Consider the following 19,159-nt stretch of genomic DNA (forward strand, 5'->3'; position numbering starts at 1 on the left):
GGTAATTGCATTTATGTTATATTATAACAATTGCGCCAGCCGCCGAATTTCGCGCATTTTATTCGCGTGAAATCAGCAAAGCATGGCCTTAACCTTGCAATAGATCAGGCTTCAGGTTTCAATACGCTACCGGGCGGAAAACCTGAAGCCCGGTTATCTTTTTTGTTATCACGCACACCACGGAATCTCCCGATGCTAAAGATTTTTAATACCCTGAGTCGTCAAAAAGAGGAATTCAAACCCATTCATGCCGGGAAAGTGGGCATGTACGTGTGCGGGGTAACCATCTATGACCTGTGTCACATCGGCCACGGTCGTACCTTTGTCGCTTTCGACGTGGTGGCGCGTTACCTGCGCTATCTCGGCTATTCGCTGAACTACGTGCGCAACGTCACCGACGTGGACGACAAAATCATCCGCCGCGCGGCGGAAAATCATGAAACCTGCGACCAGCTGACCGAACGCATGCTGGCGGAAATGCACGCCGACTTCGACGCGCTGCTGATCGACCGCCCGGATCAAGAGCCGCGCGCGACCCAGCACATCGCCGAGATCATCGAGATCACCCAGCGCCTGATCGATCGCGATCACGCCTATGTGGCCAGCAACGGTGACGTGATGTTCTCCATCGACAGCGATCCGCAATACGGGCTGCTGTCGCGCCAGGATCTGGATCAGCTTCAGGCCGGCGCGCGCGTAGAGATCGACGATGTGAAGCGCAACCCGATGGACTTCGTGCTGTGGAAGATGTCCAAGCCGGGCGAGCCAAGCTGGCAGTCGCCGTGGGGGCCGGGCCGTCCGGGCTGGCACATCGAATGCTCCGCCATGAACTGCAAGCAGCTGGGCACCCACTTCGATATCCACGGCGGCGGTTCCGATCTGATGTTCCCGCATCACGAGAACGAGATCGCACAGTCGAGCTGCGCCCACGACGGCCCGTACGTCAATTACTGGATGCACTCCGGCATGGTGATGATCGACAAAGAGAAAATGTCCAAATCGCTGGATAACTTCTTCACCATTCGCGACGTGCTCGGCCATTACGATGCGGAGACGGTGCGTTACTTCCTGATGTCCGGCCACTATCGCAGCCAGCTGAACTACAGCGAAGAGAACCTCAAACAGGCGCGCACCGCGCTGGAGCGCCTCTATACCGCGCTGCGCGGCACCGATGCCGACGCCGCGCCGGCCGGCGGCGAAGCGTTCGAAGCCCGCTTCCGCGAAGCGATGGACGACGACTTCAACACCCCGGAAGCCTACTCGGCGCTGTTCGATCTGGCGCGCGAGGTTAACCGCCTCAAGGGTGAAGACATGGCGGCGGCCAACGGTATGGCGGCGGAACTGCGTAAGCTGGCGAACGTGCTCGGCCTGCTGCAGCAGGAGCCGGAGCAGTTCCTGCAAGGGGGCGCTCAGGTTGACGACGGCGAAGTGGCGGAGATCGAAGCGCTGATCAAACAGCGTAACGAAGCGCGCGCCGCCAAGGACTGGGCGCTGGCGGATGCTGCCCGCGATCGGTTGAACGAGATGAACATCGTGCTGGAAGACGGCCCGCAGGGCACGACCTGGCGCCGCAAGTAATCCGGCCGCAGGGAAAAACAAAAAAGGCGCTGAATTCAGCGCCTTTTTCTATGGCTGCGGGTTAGGGTTTAACCGTGACCTTGCCGCCGTTGAATTCCACCACCTGATCGGCGACGATCTTGCAGCGCTTGCGGGTTTCGACCTTGCCGTCGACTTTCACCTGCCCTTCGGCGATGACTTCTTTGGCGGCGCCGCCGCTTTCACACCAGCCCTGGAACTTTAGCAGATCGCACAGTTCGACGTGGGGATGATTGTCCAGATTGAAAATTTCCATACTGCCTTACTTATTTAGGTTGAACGTCGTGATATTCCTCGCAGGCCTGCAAGGTATTTTGGATCAGTGTAGCAACGGTCATCGGGCCGACGCCACCCGGCACTGGGGTGATGTAGGCGGCGCGCTCGCTGGCGGCGTCGAAATCGACATCGCCCACCACTTTACCGCTTTCCAGACGGTTGATGCCGACGTCCACCACGATGGCGCCCGGTTTGATCCAGTCGCCCGGAATGAAGCCCGGCTTACCGACCGCCACCACCAGCAGATCGGCGTTCTCGACGTGATGACGCAGATTCTTGGTGAAGCGGTGGGTGACGGTGGTGGTGCAGCCGGCCAGCAGCAGCTCCATGCTCATCGGACGGCCGACGATGTTGGAAGCGCCGACCACCACGGCGTTCAGGCCGTAGGTATCGATGTTATAACGCTCCAGCAGGGTGACGATGCCGCGCGGCGTGCACGGGCGCAGTTTAGGCGCGCGTTGGCACAGGCGGCCGACGTTGTACGGGTGGAAGCCGTCGACGTCTTTGTCCGGGTGGATGCGTTCCAGCACCTTGACGTTATCGATGCCGGCCGGCAGCGGCAGCTGCACCAGAATACCGTCGATTTCCTCATCGGCGTTCAGCTGGTCGATCAACGCCAGCAGCTCGGCTTCACTGGTGGCAGCGGGCAGATCGTAGGAGCGGGAAAGGAAGCCGACTTCATCGCAGGCGCGGCGCTTGCTGGCGACGTAAATTTGCGAAGCCGGGTTCTCGCCGACCAGCACAACCGCCAGCCCTGGGGCGCGTTTGCCGGCCGCCAGACGTTGTTTCACTTGCTCAGCCACTTCGTTTCTAACCTGCTGCGCAATCGTTTTACCATCAATAATCTTTGCTGACATCAGTGTGGAAATCCATCAATTAAGAAAAGCGGGGATGCCGCTATTCTGGCAGAAGCTGAGCGCGCTGTCAGGCGCAGAATCACCCTCGTGGCCGTTGCCGACGCCGATTTACGCTTTTTTTATGCCGGCCTCAGGATCCTCTACGTCATTTTTACCTGTATTTGGATACGCTGGGGCTGTTCACAGGGCGAAAGAGGGCAGGATCATGAGAGCGATAACCCGGCTTTACCCGTTGCATCATCAGCCTGACGAGCAACCGACGGAGCCTAAACATGTGGGGGAAACGGTGTTCGATTCTTCACTGCATCCGGCGGACAGCGCGCAACTCACCGCGTTGCATCAGCTCGGCAAGCATGAGGCGGCGCCATCGTGGCGGGCACGCCTGAATGCGCTGTGGCGGAAGTTATGCGCATGAAGGGCTGCGCCTGGGCAGGCTGCACGCTGTTGCTGGTTTGGGCATCGGGGAGCCAGGCTTCTTTAAACAGCGCCCGCCCCGACGCCACACTGGAGGAAAGGGTGGCGGTGACCTGCAACGCGCGGGTGGTTGAGCATGCCGATTGGGGCGACATCGCCGCAGTCGTGCAGTCCGCTCGCCTTTGCCGGTGGAGGGAGGATGGGCGGCGGTGGTCTGAACGCGCGCCGATTTACGTAGGTGTCGGCTTGGTTCAGCATGGCGGCGCCCGGTTGACGGGAACCCTCGCCGCGCGGGCGCTGGCGGAAAAAACGCCATAAAGCACGGCCGCCGCCGTAACGTCATGAAAAGGCATTGACTCGCTAACCTCTGACCGTATAATCCCAACCCGCAGCCGCAGGTTGCCGCATCTCAATGCGCCCTTAGCTCAGTTGGATAGAGCAACGGCCTTCTAAGCCGTAGGTCATAGGTTCGAATCCTATAGGGCGTGCCATTACTCCCTTGATTTTCTTCCCCCTACTCGTTCCCTTGAAAACTCGACTGCGTAACCCGTACTCCCGTTGGCTCGCCGCTGAGCGTCGTGCTATGTTCATGCGCTAACTTTCAGTCAGTGGCAGAGTGAAAAATGCAAAGCTTATTCGTATACGGCACCCTGGGGCCGGGCAGACCCAACGCGCACATCATGGAAGCCATCGGCGGCAGCTGGGAAGAAGGCAGCGTTGGCGGATCGCTGCTTAACGAAGGCTGGGGCGCCGAGATGGGCTACCCAGGCATCGTGTTGGATAACAGCGGCAATCGGGTGAAAGGTTTTCTGTTCCGTTCAGCGAATCTCGTCAACCACTGGCCGACTCTCGATGCGTTCGAAGGCGAGGGGTATGAACGGGTAGCGGTCAGCGTCACCACCGCTGACGGCGAAACCGTCGATTCGTTTATCTACATGTTGAAGAAATGATACGAGCCGCCTCGCCGAATGAGTGCGAGGCGCTCGACCCGCCGGCAATTGAACTTTCGTTTATTTTGCCGCGCTACAATAGGCGAAAATTTCCCCATGGAGCCTATCGTGCGCAAATCCAGATTCCTGCTTGTGACCTTGCTGTGCCTGTGCGCCGCCGCCGTGCTGTACGTGATGGCTTACCGGGCGCTGGGGCATTACCTCAGCGACGGCGAGAAGGCCTACCCGGATATCAGCGTTGAAATCCGCTGAGAGTCGTGCGGCGCCGTGGTGACTGTGCCGACTTTTTCGTACTGATTTACCCGCCATTTACCCGCCGTCGGCAATGATGACGCTGCGTCTCCACACTGTGTGGTTCTCTTGGGCGGAATGCGGTTATGTCACTGCAACAGGTTTCGAATGTCTCTTTGAGCAACAACGGCTTAAAGGGCATCAGTTACAAACATTACGCGTTGGCGATCGTGGCGTTTTCGGCGATCGTGCGGTTTATTTCCTTAACGGATCGGTACTTTTGGTGTGATGAAGCCTCCAGCGTGCTGACCAGCCGCTATGATGTGGGCGCTTTGCTGTACCACGCTTCCTTCGACGTTCACCCGCCGCTTTATTATCTGTTGCTGCATGCCTGGATGGTACTGTTTGGCGACGGCATCATGGCCGCCCGTTTGCTGAGCCTGGTGTTCGGCGTGGCGACGGTAGCGCTGGCGATGCGCTTTACCCGTTGGTTGGCCAGCGAGCGGGCGGCGCTGATAGCGGGATGGCTGATGGCAATCATGCCGATGGCGGTGCGTTACAGCCAGGAGGCGCGCATGTACGCGCTGATGGGGATGCTGGCGATCGCCGCCGCCATGGTGCTGGCTAAGTGGCTGAAAACGCCGGATAACCGCCGCTATCTGGCGCTGTATGCGTTGTTGATGACGCTGAGCTTTTATACCCATTACTTCACCATTTTCACGCTGATCGCCCACTGGCTGGTGGTGTTGGCGCTGTCATGCCGCCGAGAAGGCGTACGTTACATCAAGCAGCCGGCGTGGTGGCTGGCCAATGTGGCGATTGGGGTGGCCTACATTCCCTGGCTGCTGGTGCTGTTCAATCTGCTGGCGCATATCGCCGAACTGCGGGTCGGCGGCGACGTCGGTTGGATCCCTCAGGTTTCCTGGGGCGATCTGCCGGCAATGTATTGGCGTTTTCTCACCGGCCATGACGGCAGCAACTATCCCACGGCGATTCTCTGGCTGCTGCCGGCGATGTTTATCGCGTTGTGCGCGCTGCTGCTGAAACGGCGCGTGATGCCAAGGACATTCTCGCTGTTGCTGCTTGGTGGCATTCTGATCCCGGTGACGCTGGTATTCGCCATTTCCTGGCGCACGCCGCTGTTTGTCGATCGCTACCTCTATTCCGCCGCGCTCGGCATTCCGCTGGTGTTGGGCGTGCTGATCGCCGGAACGAAAAGCCGGGTGCGCGGGATCTCTTTGCTGTTGTTCTTCAGCCTGCTGTTCGGCTGCGGCGTGCGTAACGACTACCCGGTCGAGAAAGATGAGTTCAAGGTGATGGTGCACTATATCAACAGCCACTATCAGCCTAACGATGCGGTAGTGGTCAGCAACATGTTCAACTACCTGAGCTACGTGTATTACAACAAGAAGGGCTATCGCGCCCTGCTGTATACCCCGGCCAGGCCCAACGGCATTTCGGGCAAGCCCAATGCCTATGGCTTCGGCACTTTTTTCCACGATCGGGCGGCGCAGACCTATGTCGATAAGCTCAGCGTTTTATCGAAAGGCCATCGCCGGGTCTGGCTGGTCAGCGGCGGGGATTTCAATCAGGACTTCGGCCATTCGCCGCCGGGGTGGGTCAATACCGGCACCTTCAAGAGCGGCGGTTTCGAGTCGCGCCTGTTCGTGGTGCGCGACCTCAGATAGCCGGATAAATGCCCAATGTCTCGGAAGCCCCCACACGCCGATAGTTTTTCGCCGCTACCGGAGTGTGGGAGGCGCTTAGAGGCCGACAATCCGGGCGGGAATGCCCACTGCCGTGGCCGATGGCGGAATGTCCTTGAGCACAACGGCGCCGGCGGCAACACAGCAACTGTCGCCGATCCGCACATTACCCAATATTTTGGCTCCGGCGCCGATAACGGCGCCATTACCCACCTTGGGATGGCGATCGCCGCCGGCTTTTCCTGTTCCTCCCAGCGTCACCGAATGCAGCAGGGAGACGTTGTCGCCCACCGTCGCCGTTTCACCGATGACAATCGCGTGAGCATGGTCGAGCATGATGCCTTTGCCCAGCTTGGCGGCCGGATGGATATCGATACAGAAGAGTTCTGATACCCGGCTTTGGATGTGATAGGCCATTTCACGGTGCTGGTGCTGATACAGCGCATGTGAGACACGATAGGCTTGCAATGCGATGAATCCCTTGAAGAAAAAAAATATCTGTATCGTACTGTGGCAGGCGGGATCGCGTTCGTAAACCGCGCGCATGTCCGCCAATGCGGCGTCGACAATGTCGGGCGCGCGTTGCAGCGTTTGTTCAACAACGTTTCTCAGGCTCGTTGCATCGATATCGTCATTGGCCAGTTTCAAGGCCAGGCGGTTTGCGAGCGCCTCGTTGAAGGTGGCATGCTGCAATACTCCTTGCTGCAGGAGTTTGCTCATCACCCCTTCTCTTTCGGCCAAGGCTTTTGCCTCTTGCCGGAGCTGTACCCAGAAGGGGTCAGAGAACGTCAGGTTCGGAAAAATGGCATAGTTCATCAATCGCATCTTTTTTTCCTTGTCGCGTTATAGCGATAAAACGCCCGGCAAACGCCGGGCCGTTTTTCATCAGTTTACCGTGGGCAGCCCCATGCACTCCGCCAGGTCATCAAGGGCCTGATACAGGGCATCGATATCAGCCGTCGTGTTGTATAAATAGGCGGATGCTCGCAGGATTTCTCCACCGGCCAGAGTGCCGACGAAAGGTTGCGCGCACAGGTAACCGCTGCGGCACATGATGCCGTAGGCGTCGCTGAGCAAGCGGGCGATTTCTCCGACCGAAACGCAGCTCGAGAACTTGAAAGCGCCTATGGCATGGCGGTTTTCACCGTCAGCGGGGCCGACAAGTTTGAGATAAGGGCGAGAGGCCGCCCCGGAAAGCAGCGCGTTGACCAAACCTTTGTCGTGTTCACGCCGTGTCGTCTCATCGAAGCCGGCTAACAGACGAAAAGTCGCGCCGGCGCCGATGACGGAGGCAATCGCCGGCGTGCCGGCCTCGAGATGATAGGGCGCCCGACGATTGACCTGGCTATCGGCATCCACCCAGTCAACCGTACCGCCACCGAATTGCAGCGGTTTAAGTGCATCGAGGCGATGCTGGTTCGCGTACAAAAAGCCCAACCCGGTTGGGCCCAGCATTTTGTGTGCGGAGAAGGCGACAAAGTCGGCGCCCAGCGTATGGAGGTTGAGACGGCCGTGCGGGAGAGACTGTGCGGCGTCCAGCACAATAACGGCATCGCTTTGTGTGCGGATCATCGCGATCATCTGCTCAATGGGATGCACAACGCCGGTGACATTGGAGCAGTGCGTCAGGGCGACCACTTTCGGTCGTTGCGCGAGCAGCGTCTGGAAATGATCCAAATCGATCCTGCCCTGATCATCGGTTTGGATGAACCTCAGGGTGGCTACTTGCCGCCAGGGCAATAGTTGGGAATGATGTGAATCGATGCCAGCGATAACCAGATCCGATTTTCTCAGCGCCAATCCTTGCGCCACGATGTTCAGCGCATGGGTCGTATTGTGGGTAAACACGACTTCGTTGGCCTGTGCGCTGATGTAGTCCGCTACTGAGAGGCGCGCGGCTTCATAGGCATTGGAGGCTTCGTCGGAGAGACGGTGTTTGCCGCGATGGATATTGGCGCCGTTCTGGCTGTAATACTCCGTTACGGCATCAATCATGACGCGCGGCTTTAGGGTCGTCGCGGCGCTGTCGAGATAGTTGAGAGGCCGTCCGTCTATTTCCTGCATCAGCGCAGGGAACTGACTGCGGTCAATAAAATGATTCGTCATGGATGAGATGCCCCGTTATATCTGGAAATGCAGGATTGGAATTTTCCGCTGCGTTCGCAGGCGATGTAATCCACGGCTTCGAAAATGATGTCGCGGGTTTGGCAAAGTGCGCTGATGCGCTGTTGCAATGCGAATAGCTCAGACGATGATGCTTGATTGAGGATATAGCGAAAACGAAGATTCCCGAGCTCGTCTTGTTCCAACTTATATAAATCTATTCTTGGGCAATCGGTCACCGCCAGATCGACCTCGGCAGGCGTCACTATCGCCCCGTTTTTACCGATGACGTTGTGGGTGGCGCGCCCTTCGATGTTGACTACCGGCAAAGTGGCGCCACAGGTGCAGGGTTCTGACGACAGGCGGTACAGGTCGCCGGTGGCGTAACGAATGCGCGGTAGCAAGCTGTCATCAATGGTGGAAATGACCAACTCACCGACTTCATCCAAGGCCGATTCCAGCTCCCCGCTTAAAAACTCCAGGAAAAAGTCTTGGTTGTTGATGTGCAAACAGCCGTGGTGGCATTCGAAACCGAGGTAACCCAGTTCCGACATGCCCAGCATGTTGCCGATTGGTGTTCCGTCACCGAAGAAGTGCCGAATTTGACGTCGTGCAACCTGCGTCAAATGGGTATAGCCACAAACGATATGCAGCTTGTTAGTGGTGACGATAGTGCGTCCCAACTTGGCGGCCTCTCGAGTTAAAAAGGCTAAATGCGTCGGGTCCACCACCAAAATTTCCGGATCGTAGGCGGCGATTTCGTCCAGCGCTTGCTTGATCATCCTGGCTGGGGTCGCCAATAAGTCGTGAGCGACAGGCAAGACCAGCGTGCCGTCGGCCAGCGTGCGTTCCTCCATGGTCGTCAGACCGATGCCGCACTCTACGTCGGAGCAGTTAGGCGGGGCATAGCGGCAAATGCGCGGCCGGGCACCAGGGCGCCACAGCGCGTTGAAGTTTGCATTAACGCCCATGCTGGTTGCCTGTCGCCGCGCCAGGTCATAGGAAAGGATCGCGCTGTTCAAGCGCTCTCCTGAGGTCCCCGAACTTTGAAAGCGCATCACATGCGGCCCGGTCAGCGTAAATCCGGCAGCTAACACCCCTGACGGATAGTTGCGCCGATAGTGCAGTTTGCGTGTGACGGGGATGCGTTTAAAGTCCGCCAGGGTTTTAATGTCGTCGGGCCGTAGGCCCGACATTTCCATGTGAGTTTTAAAAAACTTTACCTTTTCATAAGCGTACGCCACTTCACGACGTACATCTTTAAATGAACCTGATTCGCTCATGTCATTGCCACCATGATGTTACGCGGCGGCGTAAATGGTCGCCGGCCGTGGGAAATGGTTTCGTTATCCAAAATTAGAATGTCGCCCTGTTCCCAGTCGAACAGGATTTCTTCTTGTTGATAGGCTTGTCGAATCAGCGTCAGGTCGGTTGACGGGATGGGACTGCCGTCGCCAAACAGAGCATTGCGCGGCAGCTCATGCTCGGCGAATTCGCGTCTTAACTCACGTTCTGCTTCCGCCGGCAGATTGCTGATATGGAACAGATGCGCCTGATTAAACCAGATCCCCGCCCCCGTTCGCGGGTGGGCAAGGGTCGCCTGACAAATTTGGCGTGTGCGCAGGCGTCCTTCCCCCAACCATTGGCATTGGATGTCGTTCGCTTGGCAATAAGCCTCAACCTCCGCCTGATTTTCCGTTTGGAATACCTGCTGCCAGCTGAGATCCAAACCCTGTCCAAAATTGCGCACGTACATCACGCCATGGGCTTCAAAACGCGCGCGCAGGTCTTCCGGCAGGCGCGCATAGACACCCTGACTGTCGGCAAGCGGAGTCTGCCCCTGAGTGCCTGGTTTGACGGCGCAGTGGAAGAACAGCCGCTTGGGCCAACTGCGGGTGTAGGACATCTCATTGTGTTGGGGAATATGTTGGTCGGCCGGATACTCGGTCGAAGTGTATATCCCTTCGCTGATATTGCTCCGCGGCGTGGAGCGGTGGGTGTATCCCAACAATGCGCCTGCCGACGTTTGCACAAAAGCGCGAAAAGCCGCGACATCCGCGACCTTGAAGCCACGAAGCAAAACGGCGCCAGATTCGGCTAACAGACTGGCGATATAATCCCAGCTGTTTTGTCCCCACTCGGGGGCGGATAGGTTGGCTAGCACCGGGCGCAACATGACACCTTTAGCGCCGGCATGGGTCAGTGGTGACGCGGTGACCAGACTGGTGATGGATACGCCTTGGCTCTGGCGCCGTCGGGCGAATAAACCGCTTGTTGTTTCGTTCATATTGCCAGTTCCTGAGAGTGACGTTGCTTATCAATGTTGCGGCTGAGGCCGGCTACGGTCGCATCCATAAACACGCTGCGCAGATTGAACGGAATATCGAAGGTGGAACGGATTTGAGCGACCAACTTTGTGGCGATAAGCGAATGCCCACCGATGTCGAAGAAGTCGTCGTGTATGCCTACACGGTTGGCCAGCAGCAACTCCTGGAAAATGGCCGCGACACTTTTTTCCGTTTCGCTTTGCGGCGCGACATAGTCATCGGCGTTGGCGGCGATAAGTGTATCCGGTGCCGGTAGCATGCGGTGATCGACTTTGCCGTTGTGGTTTAACGGGAAGCGGGAGAGCGACACGATTTGTGAGGGGATCATGAAATCCGGCAGGTAAGCGGCGAGATGCTCACGCAACCAATCGGCATTGCCGTTGTCGCCGCTTTGTAGGACCACGTAAGCCAACAGATGCGCGCTGCCGGATTCGCCTTGTTCAACGACGCAGCTGTCCAAAACTTCCGCATGTTTGCGCAGCGTTCTTTCTATTTCGGCCGGTTCTACCCGGAATCCGCGGATTTTCAACTGACGGTCGATACGGCCAAGGAACTCCAGGCTGCCATCGGGAAGCCGGCGAACTTTATCCCCTGAACGGTAAAGCCGGGCATTGGAGCGCGGGCTCCAGGGATCGGCGATAAAACGGGGACGCTGATCTTCAGCGCTCTGCACGTAGCCACAAGCGACCGTTTCGCCGCCAATATATAACTCACCCGCGACGCCGATGGGAAGCAATGCGCCATGCGGGTCGACGACATAGCAGCGGGCATGCGGCAAGGGGGTACCGAGGGGAACGGTGGAAGCCAGCCTGGCGTATTTATCCGACGCTACCTGCTGCGCAATGGCGCCCACGCAGGTTTCGGTTGGCCCATAATGGTTGTAGATGCGACAACCGTTCGCAAAATCGTTGAACAGGCGCCACATCCCCCAGCTCAACACTTCGCCCCCCAGCAATAAGGCCTTGCCAGGCATCAGGCGCGCTGGCGCGTCCGCCAGCGCGAATAGAGATGCCATATGAGAAGGGGTCAATTTGAGGACGTCATACTCGCTTTGCTCCATATAGCGAATTTGCTCCTGAATATCCTCGGCGTGTGTGAACGGTGAGATGTCGATGCAGCCACCGGTGACCAGTGCGGGGAACAGGGTGGTATTGCCCAAGTCGGTGGTGATGGGGCCAATGGAGAGATAGGTGAGCGCTGCACCCAGTTCCGCACGCTCAATAATGCCGGACACATAGTTCTGCAATTGATGATGAGCGATCTTGACGCCTTTTGGCTCTCCGGTAGAGCCGGAGGTGTAGAGCACATAAGCGAGGCTGTCGGCAGACGCGGTGAATGGCAGCGCGGAGTCATCCAGCACGCCAATGTCATTCCACTGTGCATCCAGCGCCATCACGGGGAGGGTGAGCTTTGCCTGGCGATGTTGCGTTTGAGCGACAAGCATCAGTGCCGGCCTGGTTTGCTTCAGAATGGTCTCCACCCGCTGCTGGGGCAGTTGAGGGTCGAAAGGGACATAGCAGGCTCCGGCTTTGTGGATGGCGATGATAGCTGCCAGCGCCAGATCGCTGCGTTCAAGCATCAGGCCGACCGCTGCGCCCTGTTCCACCCCATTGTTCAGCAAATGGCGAGCCAACTGATTGGTGAAGGCATCCAGCTCGGCGTAGCGCCAAATTCGCGAGTTGTACTTTAACGCCGGCGCATCGGGAGTCTGCGCCGCCTGGCGGCTGAAAGTATGGTACCAACAACCGAGGGCTGGCGATGACGACAGCGCGTTATGAGTGCTTTCAATCAGAATGCGTGTTTCATCGTCAGTCATAAGCGGAAAGCGATCGAGCATGGCCTGCGGTGTCTTGAGCAGCGCCTGCAGCGTGGCGCGGAACGCTTGTTCAATCGTTGCGATCCCTGCCGCATCGAAGACGCCTTGCTGTATCTGCAACTCAAGGTGGAGGCGTTCACCGGCATTCACCTGCAGAGATAATTTGCAGTGTTCCGGTACAGGGATGGCGGTACGGTTTTCCCAATGTAGCAGGGGCGTTTCGATTGCCGACGCCGCATTGAAGAATTGATAGCCGATCTCGCCGGCTGAATGCGCATCACCCGGCTGGCGGCCGTCTTGTTGCTCGCTCAGTCGCAGCGCTTGCTGACAATGTTCAGCGAACTGCAGCAACGTCATGTCAGCGTTGGGCTGCACGATCGTATGCACTGCATATTCGAAGCGACCCAAAGCCTGCTGAAGTTCCGCAAAAGGGCGGCCGGCAAGGTTTGTGCTGAGCGCAACACGGTCGGGATATTCCGCTATGCGCCATAACGCAGCGCTCCAACAAGCGTAAAGCAGAGCGCGAAGGGACAATGCGTTACCTGTTGCCAGCGCTTGTAGCTGAGATTGTGTTTCCCTCGCCAGCGTTATGGGGCGGCATTGCCTATCCTGGCTGTCGGACTTGAACTCGAGCGGCAGGCGCAAAGAAGAGTTGGGCTCGACATGAGCAACGGCGGTTTGCGGGATGAAATCCTCACGCTGCCATTGGGCAAAATCGACGTATTGTACGATGGGGGACGACGCGCCAGCCTCACCGGCATAGAGGCGGCTCAGCACCGCCATCATCGCGTCGGCGGAAACATAGTCCAGGCTGGCGGCGGGTAGTGAAATCACCAGCGTATGTCGGTCGGCTGTCATGCGGTAAAGCGCGGCTTTGAGTGGCCGTGCTGTAGCTACGGGGCTTACGCATGCCGATGCCGCTTCTCCCTCGTTGAACGGGTTAACGTCAGAAGGCTCACCGTCCGCCATAATCAGCTCGGGCTGATAGGGTTCATTGATGACCATCAGCACATCGCTGTGTTCTCCCAACACGTTTCTGAAGGACGTTCGCAAAATCTCATGTTCAGTAATCAGCGTGGACAAGGCCGTGATTAAACGGTTAGGGTCCAAAGATCCTGACAGAGAATACGTTGCGGTGAAATATTTCGGGCTATTTCGAGTATTTTGCTTAATCAGCTGTTGCTGTTGAAAAGACAGGGGAAACCCTTCCCAGTTATTCTCTGGTAATACCATGTTTTCTGCAGTTTTCATTTTTTATTACCCGTTAATGGTTTTGTTCCAAATGGACAAGGGTTTTTCACCTAGATATTCCGCGACTAACTCCCAAAACATGCCGTATTCCGCCGGCAGATTTAGGCAGGTGTGATATTTCTGCGTAGGGGTGTGTGCCAGCACGTCCGCCAGTTTTAAGGCTAACAATGCTTGGAAATGACCTAATGAAACGTTGAGTGTTCGGCCGTTCCTACGATCCTTCAGACAAGGTTGTCCTTCCGGTTTGAGGATATTACGGAAGCTTTTACTCAATGATTCGTAACTCATGACAGAGAAGTGATAAACCAGCTGTTCGGCGCTTTCGCCGATACTGGCTCTGACAATTTCCCTTTGAGATGACGGAATGTCACCAATCTCATCAGTATGTAATCCCTGTGTGCCGTATGCGCCGTGAAATAATCCGGATAAGCATATCGTCTCGTCACATTCCATTTCCCTGAGAAGATGGTGTGTTCGTATTAAATGATTCATTAGTGGCTCATCTAAATGAGCCACTTTATGTGCGCCCAACTTCACCAGCTGCGGCTGGTATTGCGCGATAAGCTTGGCATCTGCATCCATCATTTTTTCCTGTGAATAAGATCAGTCGTTGGCGGTGATTCGTTGTTTTCTTTGTTGCATTAGACGTTGTCGGCCGGAGAGCCGCTGTGCGGTTGCCTGAGACGCGCCCGCTGCATCGTTCTCTATGTGACCGGCCAGCCACTCGGCGAGGCTGCGCAAAGTGGTGTACTGAAAGAGCGTGACGATGGGGATCGTGCGATTCAGCGCGTTCTCCAGCGTTTTGTGTGTCCTTATCAAGCTGGCGGAGTTGCCGCCGAGATCAAAAAAGTTATCCGTAGCGTTCAGTGCCTCGCAGTTAAGTTCGTCCTTCCAGATATCGGCAATCGTCATCTCATAGCGTCCTGACGGGGGGGCGTGCCGATCGCCGGCACCGTTCATCGTTGTTGGCTCCGGGAGCCGCTGTTTATCCAATTTGCCATTGGCAGTTAAAGGAAATGCTGACAGACAGGTGAATACGGCGGGGATCATGTATTCGGGTAATTTGGTGCGCAGATTGGCGCGTAGCCGTGCAATCGCCTCCTGATTGTGTTCCTCGCTGACGATATAGGCGCACAGCCAGAGGCGATGACGCTCACCTTTAATCACGACGCAAGCGCCGTTTACGCCGGGTTGTGTGAGTAGCGCAGCTTCGATTTCGCCCGTTTCAATGCGGTATCCATTGATTTTTATCTGCGTATCTTGCCGTCCCAGGAATTCGATGGTGCCATCCGGAGAGAATCGGGCTCTATCGCCGGTTCGATACATTCTGGCGGTTGGCGTCAGGCCATATGGATCGGGCAGATAACTGCGCACCGTTTTCTCTTGATCGCCGAAGTAACCTTCGGCCAATACCTCGCCGCCGATAAACAGGTCGCCCTCGACCGCGATAGGAACGGGCTGCAGTTGCTTATCCAGTATGTAGTAGCGAGCATTTTGAATCGGTTTGCCGTAAGGGATGCTGCTCTGCTCCGGCGCTACCCGCTCGATGATAAAGAAGTTGGACCAAATGACGGCTTCAGTGGCGCCGCCCAAGCCGACCAGCTGCAGGTTGGGGAACGTTTTACGCAGCTTGTCCGGCAGCGATACGGGGATCCAGTCACCGGACAAGAAGGCCAGGCGTAATGTGGGAATCGGGTACGACGGGAAATAGGACTCGCATTGATCGAGCGCGATGGGCGCTGAGTTCCAGAAGGTGATGCCCTCTGCACAGACGATGTTGGCCAGTGTACTCGGATCTCTGGTTTCATCTCGGTCGGCGAGGCGAATCGTTCCGCCTGCGGCAAGCATGCCCAGCAGATCGTAGACGGACAGGTCGAAGGCCAGTGACGTGACGAACAGCGACTTGTCGCTGGCGTTCACGGTGAAGGTCTTGTTTACCCACTCGATCAGATTGATTACCGGTTTATGCCTGACGGCGACCGCCTTGGGATCGCCGGTCGTTCCTGATGTAAAGATGATGTAAGCCAGCGCATCCGATGTGATGCGGCTCTCCACGGGAATCGAAGGCCAGGAGAGGTCCTCGCTTATTGCGACGTGCACGTGCGCCAACGAGGTAGGCGCTTGTGCAATCAAGGCGGCGGCGGTATCGGCAAACAGCGCGTCAGTTGCGATACCGGTGATGCCGGCGATACGGATCATCGCTTGAAAACGAGCGGGAGGGCTGGCGGGATCGAAAGGCACATAAACACAGCCCGCTTTCAGAATAGCCAACATGGTGATGACCATCGCCGGGCTGCGATCGCACAGGATAGCGATGCGTGCGCCGGCGTCGAATCCCTGGGCCAGCAAATAATGGGCCAAACGATTGGCACGCGCATCCAACTCAGCGTAACTCATCTGGTTCCGCGCATTGCATAGCGCGATGTGGTGAGGTACCTGACTGACTTGCGCTTCGAACAGCTGATGAACCAGCCGATCGCCGGCATAATCGCATTGCGTGGCATTCCAGCCGTCGAGCATGTTGCGGCGCTCATCGTCAGAGAGCAAAGGCAGGGTATTGACGACGGCCTCATCGTTTGCGAGCGCTGCACTCATCAGCGTGAACCAATGGCCGATCAGGCGCTGAACCGCGGCATCGGTAAAGCGTTCCGTGTCGTATTCGAGATTCAGCTCAAGGCCGCCGTTGCTGAGACGGAAAAAGAAGCCCAGGCTGAAACGGCTGGTCAACAAGTCGATGGGCAGGTGGCTGGAGCCGGTATCCCTCATCGTCCACAGTGGCTGTTCTTGCTGCAGTGATAGCATGACGTTGAGCGCCGGCGCGCCATTGGCGGTGCGTAGTCCTTTGACGTTATCGATCACCGTTTCATAAGGAACCTGGCCGAACTGCATGGCTTCCTGGGTACATTGCCTGGCCTGACGCAATAATTCACCGACGCGCGGCTGGTGCCGCATATCGCCGCGCAAAATAACCGTATTGACGAAATTGCCGATAGTTGCGGCAAAATCGTGGTTGTTTCGCGTATGTAGCGGTGCGGTCAACAGGACATCGTCGGTATCCGCCAGGCGCCCCAAATAAGCCCAGGTCAGCGCCAGTAACCCGTGGAACAGAGAGACTTCGTGTCGGCGGCAAAGCTGAGAGATCGCGATGAATTTATCTTCTGGAATGGAGACGCTTAACTGGCGACCTTGCCCCCGCTCCTGGCGCGGCAGCGGTCGATCGCAGGGAAGTTGCGGGGCGGCCGGTGGTTCGGCCAGCTGTCGTTGCCAATAAGCCAGAGCCTCGGTTTGCCGGCTTTCACAGTGTGTCAGCCAGTGGCAATAGTCTTGGTAACTGAGGGGCGCTGGAGAGGTATCCGAGGTCGTATTCTCATAGGCCGCGGAGAGTTCGGCCAGCAAGATGTCCATGGAGCCGTCAACGGCGATGTGGTGCGTCAGCACCACCACCAGATGCAGGTCTTGCTTGATCTTGAGGGCCAGCACCTTGAACGGGATTTCTCCGGTCAGATCGAACGCCGTGCGAGCGAAGGCATTCGCGCGGTTCCAGGCCTGTTCCCAGGCTGCTTTTTCATCCCACTCACACAGGTTTTCATGATGGACCACCGGCGGGTAGGTTTGGGCGATGCATTGCCGCAGGCCCTGCGCGCCTTCTGCATAGCGCGTACGCAAGATGGCATGTTGCATCACGACTTGTTCCGCCGCGTTGGAAAGACGGCTCAGATCCAGTGGCCCCACGATTTGAAAAGCGGTGGGAATGTTGTAGCGAGGCGAGCCGGGCAACAGTTTTTCCAGCATCCACATTCTCGATTGCGAGGGCGAACAGGGTGCTTCGAGAGTGATTTGTCGCGTATGGCCGACGCACGGCGGCGCATCGGCGTTTTTCGTCCATTGTTCAATAAGCCGTGCCTGATGTGAGAGCGTATCGGCAGCCAGGAGCTGTTCTATCGCAAGGTCAGCAGAAAACTGCTTTTTGATCTCATGAGCCAGTCGGGCGAGCAGTAAAGAATGCCCGCCGAGACCGAAGAACGTATCGGCGCGATAGACGTCAGCACAGTCCAGCAGCTGGCGCCAAAGTCCAGCCAACGATAGCTCTGTGGCGCCTTCAGGCGCTTGGCCCGCACGATTTTCATGTTGCATTCGGCAGTGTCTTAAGGCGCCTCTGTCAATTTTTCCGTTAGGCAAACGGGGAAGTTCATCGAAGGTCATCCACTCCGCCGGTAGCATGTAGACCGGCAGTTGGGTTGCAGTCCAGGCGATAATGGCATGACGATCCGCCGGAGAGTGCAGTTCCAGCGCGCAGCGTAAAGATTTGCCCTTGTTCGCTGATTCGACCACCACCACCGCCACTTCTCGCACACCGGGATGCCGACGGAGCAGGGCGTCAATCTCACCGATTTCGATACGATGGCCGCGGATCTTGACCTGGTCGTCGCGACGGCCGAGGTAGAGCAGGCGCCCATCTTCAAGCTGCTTGCCATAATCGCCTGTACGGTACATTCGCGCCCCTTTGGGGCCGGCGGGGTCGGGCAGGAAGGCGTCGTTGAGTTCTGGGCGATGGTAGTAACCGCGAGCGACGCCAGGGCCGGCCACGTAGATTTCCCCCGTTTCTCCTGGCGCTACGGCGTTGCCTTCCGCGTCAAGCAGGTAACAGCGTCGGCCCGTCAGTGGCGTGCCGATGGTGGGATGCGGGTCTGAGGCCAAAACTTCACCGCCGGTGGAGTAGGTCGTATCTTCCGAGGGACCATAGAGATTAAAGATTTTTGCCGTCGGGCATTGCCGCCTGAGCGTATGCACCAGGTGCATCGGCAGCGGTTCCCCGGCTAAGTTGATAATCGGCAAATGGGATGGCAACTCGCCGATTTTAACTATCTCGTTGATGACCGAAGGTACGGTATTGAACAGCGTAATATCGTCACGCTTGTGCCACTGTAATAACGCTAGGGGATCTGCCAGCATATGCACGCACCCGCCCTGAGTAAGCGGAGCAAAGATTTCAAAGACGGAGAGATCGAAGGTGATCGACGTGCCACAAGCGACCTGCGACAGTTGTTCGTCAGTATAGGTTTGGTGGGCCCAATCGATAAGCGACAGGGCGTTGCCGTGTTCGATCATCACCCCTTTGGGAACGCCGGTGGAACCGGAAGTAAAGATAAAGTAAGCCAGTTGGGTGGCGCAGGCGTTTCGCTGCAGTATGGCTGCCTCGGGGCGCACGCTTTCGTCGATGAAAACGGGCGTAATGGCGTCGGGCAGCCTGCTCGCTAGCGCCGCTGTTGTAATGACGTATTTGGCCTGGGCGATCTCCAGCAACAGTTCGGTGCGTGCCTGGGGATGCTTGGGATCGAGCGGCAGATAAGCGCAATCCGCCGCCATGATGCCCAATAAGCTGGCGGGGATATAGCGATCGCGCGGAAGATAGACGCCGACGGCCGTTTCTTTCGCCAGATTAAGCGCGGACAATTGCTGTGCGATACTCAACGCAGCATGCCGTAAGCATTGATAGTCCATTATGCCGCTTTCGTCGATCACGGCCGGGCGTAGTGGCGTTGCCATCGCCTGAGTGAAGACGGCTGCGTGCAGCGTATGGGATTGCGTCTGGTTTTCCGGTCCAATACCTTTCATGCTTTGCATTGTTAAC

At 57.3% G+C, this 19,159-nt stretch carries 15 protein-coding genes and 1 tRNA gene; 7 read left to right on the top strand and 9 right to left on the bottom strand.

The features are described from left to right. The first annotated feature begins 192 nt into the window (after positions 1-192). Entirely contained in the window at positions 193-1,578 is a 1,386-nt protein-coding gene (cysS, locus tag ACUXAC_RS17585; RefSeq protein WP_038875101.1) for a cysteine--tRNA ligase, read from the top strand. A gap of 61 nt (positions 1,579-1,639) precedes the next feature. On the opposite strand, the gene ybcJ is transcribed toward cysS, so the two are convergent. Together ybcJ and folD are read right to left on the bottom strand one after the other, a co-directional pair. Beyond that, complete coding sequence (ybcJ, locus tag ACUXAC_RS17590) at positions 1,640-1,852, bottom strand: ribosome-associated protein YbcJ (RefSeq protein WP_049278727.1); 213 nt, start codon at positions 1,850-1,852, stop codon at positions 1,640-1,642. Between the two features lie 10 nt (positions 1,853-1,862). Then, entirely contained in the window at positions 1,863-2,729 is an 867-nt protein-coding gene (folD, locus tag ACUXAC_RS17595; protein ID WP_004940177.1) for a bifunctional methylenetetrahydrofolate dehydrogenase/methenyltetrahydrofolate cyclohydrolase FolD, read from the bottom strand. A 205-nt stretch (positions 2,730-2,934) separates the two neighbouring features. Here folD and ACUXAC_RS17600 point away from each other — a divergent pair, with 205 nt between their 5' ends. The 6 genes from ACUXAC_RS17600 (at position 2,935) to ACUXAC_RS17625 (ending at position 6,012) form a co-directional block, all read left to right on the top strand. Beyond that, complete coding sequence (locus ACUXAC_RS17600; RefSeq protein ID WP_060423714.1) at positions 2,935-3,144, top strand: hypothetical protein; 210 nt, start codon at positions 2,935-2,937, stop codon at positions 3,142-3,144. Beyond that, the gene (locus ACUXAC_RS17605) at positions 3,135-3,461 is read left to right on the top strand and encodes a hypothetical protein (protein WP_127554709.1); all 327 of its coding nucleotides are present in this window, start codon (positions 3,135-3,137) and stop codon (positions 3,459-3,461) included. Before ACUXAC_RS17600 ends, ACUXAC_RS17605 begins: the two co-directional genes overlap by 10 nt. A 96-nt stretch (positions 3,462-3,557) precedes the next feature. Then, positions 3,558-3,634, top strand: a tRNA-Arg gene (locus ACUXAC_RS17610). A gap of 132 nt (positions 3,635-3,766) precedes the next feature. Next, the gene (locus ACUXAC_RS17615) at positions 3,767-4,093 is read left to right on the top strand and encodes a gamma-glutamylcyclotransferase family protein (protein ID WP_387443586.1); all 327 of its coding nucleotides are present in this window, start codon (positions 3,767-3,769) and stop codon (positions 4,091-4,093) included. A gap of 108 nt (positions 4,094-4,201) precedes the next feature. Next, positions 4,202-4,345, top strand: coding sequence for a hypothetical protein (locus ACUXAC_RS17620; RefSeq protein WP_016928795.1), 144 nt, complete (start codon positions 4,202-4,204; stop codon positions 4,343-4,345). A 125-nt stretch (positions 4,346-4,470) separates the two neighbouring features. Continuing rightward, positions 4,471-6,012: a glycosyltransferase family 39 protein gene (locus ACUXAC_RS17625; RefSeq protein ID WP_387443590.1), complete on the top strand. Its 1,542-nt coding sequence runs from the start codon at positions 4,471-4,473 to the stop codon at positions 6,010-6,012. A gap of 75 nt (positions 6,013-6,087) precedes the next feature. Here ACUXAC_RS17625 and cysE read toward each other — a convergent pair whose 3' ends face one another. Genes cysE through ACUXAC_RS17660 form a run of 7 tightly spaced genes read right to left on the bottom strand, consistent with a single transcriptional unit; the run spans position 6,088 to position 19,152 of the window. After that, positions 6,088-6,855, bottom strand: a complete 768-nt coding sequence (cysE, locus tag ACUXAC_RS17630) for a serine O-acetyltransferase (RefSeq protein WP_197779368.1) — start codon at positions 6,853-6,855, stop codon at positions 6,088-6,090. A gap of 60 nt (positions 6,856-6,915) precedes the next feature. Next, positions 6,916-8,136 carry an aminotransferase class V-fold PLP-dependent enzyme gene (locus tag ACUXAC_RS17635; RefSeq protein WP_060440537.1) on the bottom strand — a complete coding sequence of 407 codons (1,221 nt, stop codon included), beginning with the start codon at positions 8,134-8,136 and terminating at the stop codon, positions 6,916-6,918. After that, complete coding sequence (locus tag ACUXAC_RS17640; RefSeq protein WP_060440536.1) at positions 8,133-9,416, bottom strand: phenylacetate--CoA ligase family protein; 1,284 nt, start codon at positions 9,414-9,416, stop codon at positions 8,133-8,135. The genes ACUXAC_RS17635 and ACUXAC_RS17640 overlap by 4 nt, the downstream gene beginning before the upstream one ends. Continuing rightward, positions 9,413-10,420 carry a TauD/TfdA family dioxygenase gene (locus ACUXAC_RS17645; RefSeq protein WP_387443596.1) on the bottom strand — a complete coding sequence of 336 codons (1,008 nt, stop codon included), beginning with the start codon at positions 10,418-10,420 and terminating at the stop codon, positions 9,413-9,415. The genes ACUXAC_RS17640 and ACUXAC_RS17645 overlap by 4 nt, the downstream gene beginning before the upstream one ends. Beyond that, the gene (locus ACUXAC_RS17650) at positions 10,417-13,527 is read right to left on the bottom strand and encodes a non-ribosomal peptide synthetase (RefSeq protein WP_080440239.1); all 3,111 of its coding nucleotides are present in this window, start codon (positions 13,525-13,527) and stop codon (positions 10,417-10,419) included. Before ACUXAC_RS17650 ends, ACUXAC_RS17645 begins: the two co-directional genes overlap by 4 nt. A 6-nt stretch (positions 13,528-13,533) precedes the next feature. Beyond that, positions 13,534-14,112: a DUF6817 domain-containing protein gene (locus ACUXAC_RS17655; protein WP_060440533.1), complete on the bottom strand. Its 579-nt coding sequence runs from the start codon at positions 14,110-14,112 to the stop codon at positions 13,534-13,536. A gap of 18 nt (positions 14,113-14,130) precedes the next feature. Beyond that, positions 14,131-19,152 carry a non-ribosomal peptide synthetase gene (locus ACUXAC_RS17660; protein ID WP_197783407.1) on the bottom strand — a complete coding sequence of 1,674 codons (5,022 nt, stop codon included), beginning with the start codon at positions 19,150-19,152 and terminating at the stop codon, positions 14,131-14,133. Positions 19,153-19,159 lie beyond the last annotated feature (7 nt).

The organism is Serratia sp. 121840015-1, assembly GCF_053627655.1.